General features: G+C 35.9%; 13 protein-coding genes. All 13 read left to right on the plus strand.

The genetic code is table 11. The features are described from left to right. On the plus strand, positions 1-456 hold a 456-nt coding region (locus AC27GZ_RS15955; RefSeq protein ID WP_487096367.1), incomplete at its 5' end, for a hypothetical protein. A gap of 110 nt (positions 457-566) precedes the next feature. Then, positions 567-1,022 carry a hypothetical protein gene (locus tag AC27GZ_RS15960; protein WP_487096368.1) on the plus strand — a complete coding sequence of 152 codons (456 nt, stop codon included), beginning with the start codon at positions 567-569 and terminating at the stop codon, positions 1,020-1,022. Positions 1,023-1,158: 136 nt separating this feature from the next. Further along, positions 1,159-1,554 carry a hypothetical protein gene (locus AC27GZ_RS15965; RefSeq protein WP_487096369.1) on the plus strand — a complete coding sequence of 132 codons (396 nt, stop codon included), beginning with the start codon at positions 1,159-1,161 and terminating at the stop codon, positions 1,552-1,554. Between the two features lie 120 nt (positions 1,555-1,674). Then, positions 1,675-2,022, plus strand: a complete 348-nt coding sequence (locus tag AC27GZ_RS15970; RefSeq protein ID WP_487096370.1) for a hypothetical protein — start codon at positions 1,675-1,677, stop codon at positions 2,020-2,022. 139 nt (positions 2,023-2,161) lie between these two features. After that, the gene (locus tag AC27GZ_RS15975; protein WP_487096371.1) at positions 2,162-2,911 is read left to right on the plus strand and encodes a PEP-CTERM sorting domain-containing protein; all 750 of its coding nucleotides are present in this window, start codon (positions 2,162-2,164) and stop codon (positions 2,909-2,911) included. 121 nt (positions 2,912-3,032) lie between these two features. Then, positions 3,033-3,323 (plus strand): hypothetical protein, encoded by a 291-nt coding sequence (locus AC27GZ_RS15980; protein WP_487096372.1) that lies wholly within the window; start codon positions 3,033-3,035, stop codon positions 3,321-3,323. A gap of 110 nt (positions 3,324-3,433) precedes the next feature. Further along, positions 3,434-3,814 (plus strand): hypothetical protein, encoded by a 381-nt coding sequence (locus AC27GZ_RS15985; protein ID WP_487096373.1) that lies wholly within the window; start codon positions 3,434-3,436, stop codon positions 3,812-3,814. Between the two features lie 86 nt (positions 3,815-3,900). Next, positions 3,901-4,410, plus strand: a complete 510-nt coding sequence (locus tag AC27GZ_RS15990; RefSeq protein ID WP_487096374.1) for a hypothetical protein — start codon at positions 3,901-3,903, stop codon at positions 4,408-4,410. Positions 4,411-4,549: 139 nt separating this feature from the next. Further along, complete coding sequence (locus AC27GZ_RS15995; protein WP_487096375.1) at positions 4,550-4,888, plus strand: nuclear transport factor 2 family protein; 339 nt, start codon at positions 4,550-4,552, stop codon at positions 4,886-4,888. A gap of 153 nt (positions 4,889-5,041) precedes the next feature. Then, on the plus strand, positions 5,042-5,353 hold the full coding sequence (locus tag AC27GZ_RS16000; protein WP_487096376.1) for a hypothetical protein: 312 nt from the start codon (positions 5,042-5,044) through the stop codon (positions 5,351-5,353). Between the two features lie 110 nt (positions 5,354-5,463). After that, positions 5,464-5,895, plus strand: coding sequence for a ribonuclease E inhibitor RraB (locus AC27GZ_RS16005; RefSeq protein WP_487096377.1), 432 nt, complete (start codon positions 5,464-5,466; stop codon positions 5,893-5,895). A 122-nt stretch (positions 5,896-6,017) separates the two neighbouring features. Continuing rightward, on the plus strand, positions 6,018-6,386 hold the full coding sequence (locus AC27GZ_RS16010; RefSeq protein WP_487096378.1) for a hypothetical protein: 369 nt from the start codon (positions 6,018-6,020) through the stop codon (positions 6,384-6,386). Positions 6,387-6,504: 118 nt separating this feature from the next. Beyond that, positions 6,505-6,861: a hypothetical protein gene (locus AC27GZ_RS16015; protein WP_487096379.1), complete on the plus strand. Its 357-nt coding sequence runs from the start codon at positions 6,505-6,507 to the stop codon at positions 6,859-6,861. The last annotated feature ends 726 nt before the right edge of the window (positions 6,862-7,587 follow it).

A 7,587-nucleotide genomic window follows, 5' to 3' on the forward strand; every position in this document is an offset into this window, starting at 1 on the left:
TGTGGTTCAAAGGAGTTGGCGTTGAAAATCACGTTAGGATGCGGAATTGAGCTTGTATCTTTTGGTGCAACTGAGAATGAAGTTAAGTCACTTTTAGGTGAACCTGATAAGGTTTACTTCACAGATAGCGATTGCAAACGACTCCAATATAATGATCTCTTAATCGAATTGTCACTTGAACCAGATAATGAAAATCGTCTTGGATGGCTTGAGGTTCATAACCCTGATGCAGAGTTATTTGGTTCAAGGTTAATCGGAAAGTCATTCGCTGAAATAGAAGCATTCCTTAAAAGTAAACTGGAAGGTACGCCAACCATAGATGATTATGGTTCTTCTATTTCCGTTAACTATGATGACCAATGGTTAGAATTACAGTTTGAATTTGATAGGCTTACCAACATAAATTTCGGTGTATTATACGGCGATAACGATATAGTTTTGTGGCCAACCACATAACAAGAAAATTAAGCGGGACTGCTAACAGCTTGCTCGGTTCCGCTACGCTACACAATTTTAGCAAGCTATTATCAGCCCCTTATTTGGGCGTTAGCTATACAAGGATCGTTATGAGAATTATTTCAATATTATTAGTGCTAGTTTCTTGCTTTAGTTATGGTTCACCTGATGAATCATTGGCTCTGGGGAATTGGAAATGTGATTCATTTACTGACGGTGACGAAGAAGTTGGTATATTTGATGTCGCTCATACTGTTGAATATAGACAGGATGGCACTTCTACCGACATTCACATATATAGACTGCGTGGAATGGAAAATGATGTATGGATCAAAATAGCTCACTCTGGTCCTTGGAAAATTGAAGGAACTACCCTGATAGAGGAAACTGTTGAAACGATAATTATAGATGCATCAATACCTGAACTTAAAGAGTCTAAAGATATCCTTCAAGCTATTTCATATGAAGGTGAAACTTTCATTTCTGAAATTATCGAGCTTTCAAGTTCGAAATTCATAACTAAAGACAAAGAGCTTGAAGATGCAGGTACTTGTGTAAAAGTATAGCTAACAAGTCATTCAAGCAGGACAAAAAACAGCTGGTTTTTGCTCGTGCCTCGCTAATTTTAACCAGCTATTTTATTGCCTCTTAATGAGGCGTTAGTATTCAAGTGCAACCTCCGAGCAGTAATGGAATAACTTTATGGACATGAAAGCAAAAGGGCCCTTTTTAATAATCTCTCATCCCGAGAAAGGCAGTTTTAGACTTTATCTAATGGACGATAATGATAATGGCCCTGATTATTATCAAGCAGATAAAAAGCGTTGTACTCAAGAAGTTTACTCTAGAGGTGTAATTATCGACGGTGAAGTGTCAAATGATCCTCAACATATAGAAAGCTTTCTAGAAACAGCTGATGAAGCTTTGGAAGAGGCAGCAATTAATGCAATCGAAGCTGGAAAACGTGAAGTAGACGAAGAACTCAGGGAGGAAATCCTGCCACATTTAGGTTCTATTGAATTTGATGAAGCTGTTAATGAAAAAATGAGAGAGCTAGGCTGGGTAACCAGAATGGGAACCAAAGCTGATCTAAATTGAATACTAACAAGCTGTTTAAGTGCGGGACTGCTAAAGTTTGGCTCGGTTTCGCTTCGCTACACAATTTTAGCCAAACATTATCAGCCCCTTAACAGGGCGTTATGTTTTACAGGAGAGTTTGTGGCAATCATTCGACAAATCATTTTTCCAGTCATAATAATTGTGTTGGCGCTAATCATAAGATCATTTTTGTCTTTACCTTTTATCGAAATAGATGGTGAATTTTTGTCTACAAATGAAGTCATTTCTCATAGTGAATCAAATAACAAAGTTGTTGAAAAAGCCTTTCTACAACGTGCTACAAAACAAGAGGACTTAATAGCAACTTTCAGTGATTTCACAAGAGCACAAGCTAGTGACTTGGAAGTACTAAGAGAAGCATTTGATGTTGTTGCTAGTATTGCTGATTTGATAATAATAATTACAGTATTTTTTGTTTTACCATTGGCTCTTAAACGTAAAACATAACAAGCTGTTCAAGCGGGACAAATAACAGTTGGCTTTTGCTCGTTCCTCGCTATTTTAGCCAACTATATTATTGCCCCTTAACAGGGCGTTAGGTGAATAACCAGCTGGTAGTTTGTGTCTACAATTAAAGGATTAATTTATGAAAACATTTACATTGATATTAGTTTTACTATTAGCTATGGGGAGTTTAAATGTAAAAGCTTCAATTATAACTATTGAAGTAAGCTCTATTATTGAATCTAACTATACGTTATACGCAGATGCAAGTTCGCTTTCAAAGCCGGAAGGTGTATACCCAGAATTTGTGCTTGGAGATTCATTTACAACAAAATATTCGTTCGAGATGGGAGCCAAATCAAATTGTACAGGAACTACGTTAATCACATGTTCTTTTCTTACTGGTGCTTCAATAGAATTTTTTGGGAACAATAATAATTCAGGTGTGTTTAATTACTCCACGTTAAATTCAAATTTTCGACCTGACTTTATACAAGATAACTCACCTTTCCTTGATAATTACTTTAATTGGAACCATGAAGTAAACAGCTCTACGGGCTTTTTAGCTGACTATTTATATAGTCATGCAAGTTCATCTTTCGGTGGCTGGGCTCTAGACCTATCAAATATTCAAACAGGTGAAACCACCCTTGGTTCAATGTTTGACAATGCTAACTTAGATCCTTCTTTTTGGATGCAAGGGGTCGGGTTAAGTTTTTATAATAATATCAATGGTGAAATAGGTATCATTGGAACGAGTGCTTTAGGTGGGGTAAGTTTAAATATAATAAACAAAGTACCAGAACCTTCTTCTTTAGCTTTATTATTGTTGGGTGGGGTATTTTTTCTATCTAAAAGAGCTAAATTAGAGAGAAAGTTTAAATTCACCTAACAATCCACTCAAGCAGGACAAAAAACAGTTGGTTTTGCTCCTGCGTCGCTTATTTTAACCAACTATTTTTTGCCTCTTAGTGGGGCGTTAGGCTTACCTAAATCTTGGAGATAAATTTAACGTGAGGAGATTAGTTTTAGTTGCTTGTTCAATAATCCTGTTTCCCGTTATTGTCCGAGGGCTTATTAGCTTCTTTCACCCTAAAGGTGGTGAATTGATGTTTGTTGCAGAAAATATATTTGGTTTAAATACCATAGATTGGTTAGCTGAGTTTGTTACTTTTCCAGTGTATGACTTTCTAGTACATTCATTTTGGTTTAACAGTGTGTTTTTCTGGTTAGTTTGGGTTTTATGTATCTTCTTTACTATTAAATATACTGTTCCAAACACTGGTGTGCATGGTAAAGCCTAACAAGCATTTAAAACGGGACTGCTAACAGTTTGCTCGGTTTCGCTTCGCTACACATTTTAGCAAACTATTATCAGCCCCTTAAATGGGCGTTAGGTTTTCAGGGAGGATTGGTGAAAAATTTAAGTGTTCTATTTCTGTTATTCAGTTCTTTGTTATTAATATCTAATGTTGGTGTATTGTATTTTCTTCCTGACTACATAGTTGAAAATTCACAGATCGATATTGCACATTCAAATAGCTTAAATTCTATCGATAATTTAATAGCGAAAGCACAAAAAGAAAAGACGACTATCCCAACAGAATTATTTATTGAGTCTTTGGAAGAGTTCAAAGAGTTGGAAACAGCGGGGAACGAAATTAGTCACAATATCATCGATATATATTCTAATTTTAATCAAGCACTTTTTTGGATTTTGCTTATTCATTTTGTAGCAATATTTAATCTGCTGAGCAATCGAAAACCTAACAAGAATTTAAAGCGGGACTGCTAACAGTTTGCTCGGTTCCGCTTCGCTTCACATTTTAGCAAACTATTATCAGCCCCTTAAATGGGCGTTAAATTTCTGAGCACTGCAATATGAAGCTTCTAAAATGGATTTTTCTAAGCCCCTTTATTTTATTACTTGGACTTATTGGGGTTGTCGTCATCGGTGTAATCTTATGTGAGTTCAACAAAGCATACTGGGATAGTCGCGTAAGAGAATTGTGTGAAACTCAAGGGGGTAACACCGTATATGAGAATGTTGTCCTTACTAAAGAAGAGTACGAATTGAACGAGCCCTTTAGGGGCAATGGACAAATAAATGTTGGTCCAAGGCGCACCTCAAAAGATCACCTTCAATACGCCTATGACATGAAAAAAGAATTTATTCGTAAAGGCTTCCCTGATATAACGAAAACTACTGCCAAAACCTTCAGAAAATCAGATGGCAAAGTGTTAGGCGTTTGGGTAACTTTTCGGCGCAGCGGAGGTGATTTCCCCACTATAATTGGTCATCCTTCAGGGTTTGGATGCAAGGAAATCAACAAAGAGAAAGGCATTAAAGTAGATATAATCGATGAGATATTCATTTACAATAAAATTTAACAAGGCCATCAACCATCGCCACTTCTTGGCTGGACAGCCTAAAGCGCGCTTCGCGCACGGCTGCCGGTTATGGCGGCGTTAGGCAATTATTCAATTTCGCAATTTAATTCAACTTTAGCGAAATAAAAATGGAGAATGTATGTCATTCAAAGATCAATTCATTTCTTATTTAAAGTATTATTCTGATAAAAACATTGTAAAGATCTCTGAAATGCTCTCAGATGATGTCTCATTGAGAGATTGGAAAATTTCAGTCCTAGGTAAAGCAACCGCAATTGCTGAAACTGAAAAGAATTTTAGTTCTGCTAGATCCATCGAAATAGAAATATTACATACTTATGAAGCAGAGGATGCCGTTACAGGCGAATTACGTATCGTTGTTGACGAGACTGAAGTACTTTATGTAGTAGATGTAATTACCTTTAATATAGAGGGTAAAATAAAATCTATTCGCGCATATCTAGGAAGAGGCGATTAACTGCTAATACAACCATGCAACATGGTATGAGCATAAATTGCCTAACAAGCTGTTCAAGCGGGACAAATAACAGTTGGCTGGTTTCGCTCCGCTTCACATTTTAGCCAACTACAATTTGCCCCTTAACAGGGCGTTATGTTTCAAGGAAGGTTCGTGGATAAATCGAGATTAGCTCATTCATTAAATAATATTGTATTTGCAGTTGAAAACCCAATTGAGCACAAAAACAAACTTGCCAAGAAAAGCCGTATTCTTTCAATTGTAGCTTGGGTTGGTTTCTTTATTAGTTTCCTGTTGTACTTCCAAAACTTGCAAGGTATCTACATTCCAGTATTAGCTTCTTTTTCAGGTGTTTTATACGGTTTATCTATATACCTAGATTCAACTATAAAACAGTGGCCTTTAGTAGCTAAGCATGTAAACCTAGAATCACTAAAAAATGAAATTAGTGACATAGAAACATAACAAGTCACTAAAGCAGGACTCGTAACAATTGGCTCGGTTCCGCTTCGCTTCACATTTTAGCCAACAATTACTCGCCTCTTAGTGAGGCGTTATAAGTTTAGGAGAGTTCAGTGTCTAAATTCATTATTGTACTTTTCTTATTAAGTTTTAATTTGAGTGCTCAAGAGAAAGTTATGGATAACATACCAAATAAAAATATCACGATTGAACAGCTTGATGAGATGTTCAGTAGTATCACCGAACAAGGTCAATGGGATTTATCCCAGCCATTACTTTGGGGGTACTTTTTCACCGATAATGATCCGAATAAATTAGAATTAGCTATGCCTAAAATACAGGCTATGGGTTACTCAGTCGTCGGAATATTTCAGGCTGAAAAAGAAGAAGAAAATGAACCAGACTTATTCTATCTTCATGTTGAAAAGCCAGAAATTCACAATAGTAAATCCCTAGATAAAAGAAACGATGAGTTCTACATTTTTGCATATCAGAACGGCTTAGATTCATACGACGGAATGGATGTTGGGCCTGTTTCGCAATAAACTTATAACAAGCAATTAAAGCGGGACTTTATACAGTTTGCTCGGTTTCGCTTCGCTACACAATTTTAGCAAACTATTAAAAAGCCCCTTAATGTGGGCGTTATGTTTTATTCAGGTAGTGTATGAAAATCATTTATTTTGTATGTATTGTTATTTTATTTTTTGTTTTGTATTCATTACTTTCGCCTAAGGCTGAGTATTTGATCTGTAATGGAACTCTATCTAATGGCTATCTGTTAGGAAATGACAAATATGAGTCAGAGAAAGGTGTTTCGTTAACGTTATATTATCACTGCCCAATATTCGCAAATTTAAGAGAGTCGACTTGTGAAGTTGAACTTTTCCAAAAGCGTTTTAACTCGCCAATTTACACAAACAATAAAGGGCTGGAAATAATAATAACCAAAGATTTTTCATCTATTTATTACACTGAATCTAAAATATTACAATTAAGAGTTAATGATAAACATTTCGAAGGACAGTGTAGTTAAAACATAACAAGCGCATCAAGTGGTGGGACTGCTAACGCTTGGCTCGGTTCCGCTTCGCTTCACAATATAGCCAAGCATTAACAGCCCCTTATGCGGGCGTTATATGCCTGAGGGGACTATGCGTAGAATTCAAGTTTTAGCATTCATCTCAATTTTTTTATTATGTAACTCTACCAAGGCTATTGAGCTTTGTGCTCACGACAAAGAATTTAATATTGATAAAGCTCTTTTAGAAAAGTCTCTTGGTAAGGCAGGATTGTATGCTGAAAAAATATACGGTAAAAATTGTTTGGTTTGTGCTGAAGTTTTAGAGGTAGATAAAGGCAAAATTGAATTTCATATAACGAGCCCAACGAATAAAGATCTAATTTTAAATACTTCTGCAACTATTGCTATTGCATTACCAAGTGGTAAAGTTTTAGAGAATACGTTGTATCATAGTTGCAAAGTACGTACGGTGGAATCCGGCATATAACAAAGCATTCAAACGGACAATTTACAGTTGGTTGTTCGCTTCGCTCAAGTATAACCAACTGTAAATTGCCGCTTAATACGGCGTTATATTTCACTCCAATTAAAGTTACGGACTAATTTGAAAATTGCGATTTCGTCTAAATTAATCGGCGGGCTTTCTAAATAATTGAATTGGTCAATCAATATTAAAACCACAATTATTTAAAGAACTAAATTCTTGCGGTGGTTTTGTATCAGCCATTGCATGGGCAGCGTAAAAATCTCGGCTAGCAAAATTATTTTCTACGTCATAAAATAGAATTACATTGCTTACAGTAAAGTTTTTCGAATGAAATATAACAAAGGCAATTAAGTCGGACAGCTAAACGTTGGCTGCTGTTCGTTCCTCACAACAATTATAGCCAACATTTATCTGACCGCTTATTGCGGCGTTAGTATGCTATTTATTTTAGTGCTTTAAAGAACAGCAATTACAGGTTTTGGTAAGTGTGTAAAAGCAGTAATCAATCACAGGAAGTGTTTTATTTCAGCTGCTATTTTTCAGCGTTCAAACTTTCATGTGTTTTAGCTAATGTAGGTGTTAGCTTTCTTCCTACGTTTTGGTTACAGTAGTGTTATTAAAAAGTTGTTGTGCATCAGCAACTAACAAGCTTTTAAACAGGGACAAAAAACAGTTTGCTTTTTTCGTTCCTCAAAATTTTAGCAAACAATTTTTTGCCCATTAAAA

The sequence above is a fragment of the Colwellia sp. SU-HH00943 genome (assembly GCF_057546125.1).

What these genes read in the sequence shown, in the direction of transcription:
- AC27GZ_RS15960 (WP_487096368.1), top strand. Translation starts at nt 567, where the DNA reads ATGAGAATTATTTCAATATTATTAGTGCTAGTTTCTTGCTTTAGTTAT.
- AC27GZ_RS15965 (WP_487096369.1), top strand. Translation starts at nt 1,159, where the DNA reads ATGGACATGAAAGCAAAAGGGCCCTTTTTAATAATCTCTCATCCCGAG.
- AC27GZ_RS15975 (WP_487096371.1), top strand. Translation starts at nt 2,162, where the DNA reads ATGAAAACATTTACATTGATATTAGTTTTACTATTAGCTATGGGGAGT.
- AC27GZ_RS15990 (WP_487096374.1), top strand. Translation starts at nt 3,901, where the DNA reads ATGAAGCTTCTAAAATGGATTTTTCTAAGCCCCTTTATTTTATTACTT.
- AC27GZ_RS15995 (WP_487096375.1), top strand. Translation starts at nt 4,550, where the DNA reads ATGTCATTCAAAGATCAATTCATTTCTTATTTAAAGTATTATTCTGAT.
- AC27GZ_RS16010 (WP_487096378.1), top strand. Translation starts at nt 6,018, where the DNA reads ATGAAAATCATTTATTTTGTATGTATTGTTATTTTATTTTTTGTTTTG.
- AC27GZ_RS16015 (WP_487096379.1), top strand. Translation starts at nt 6,505, where the DNA reads ATGCGTAGAATTCAAGTTTTAGCATTCATCTCAATTTTTTTATTATGT.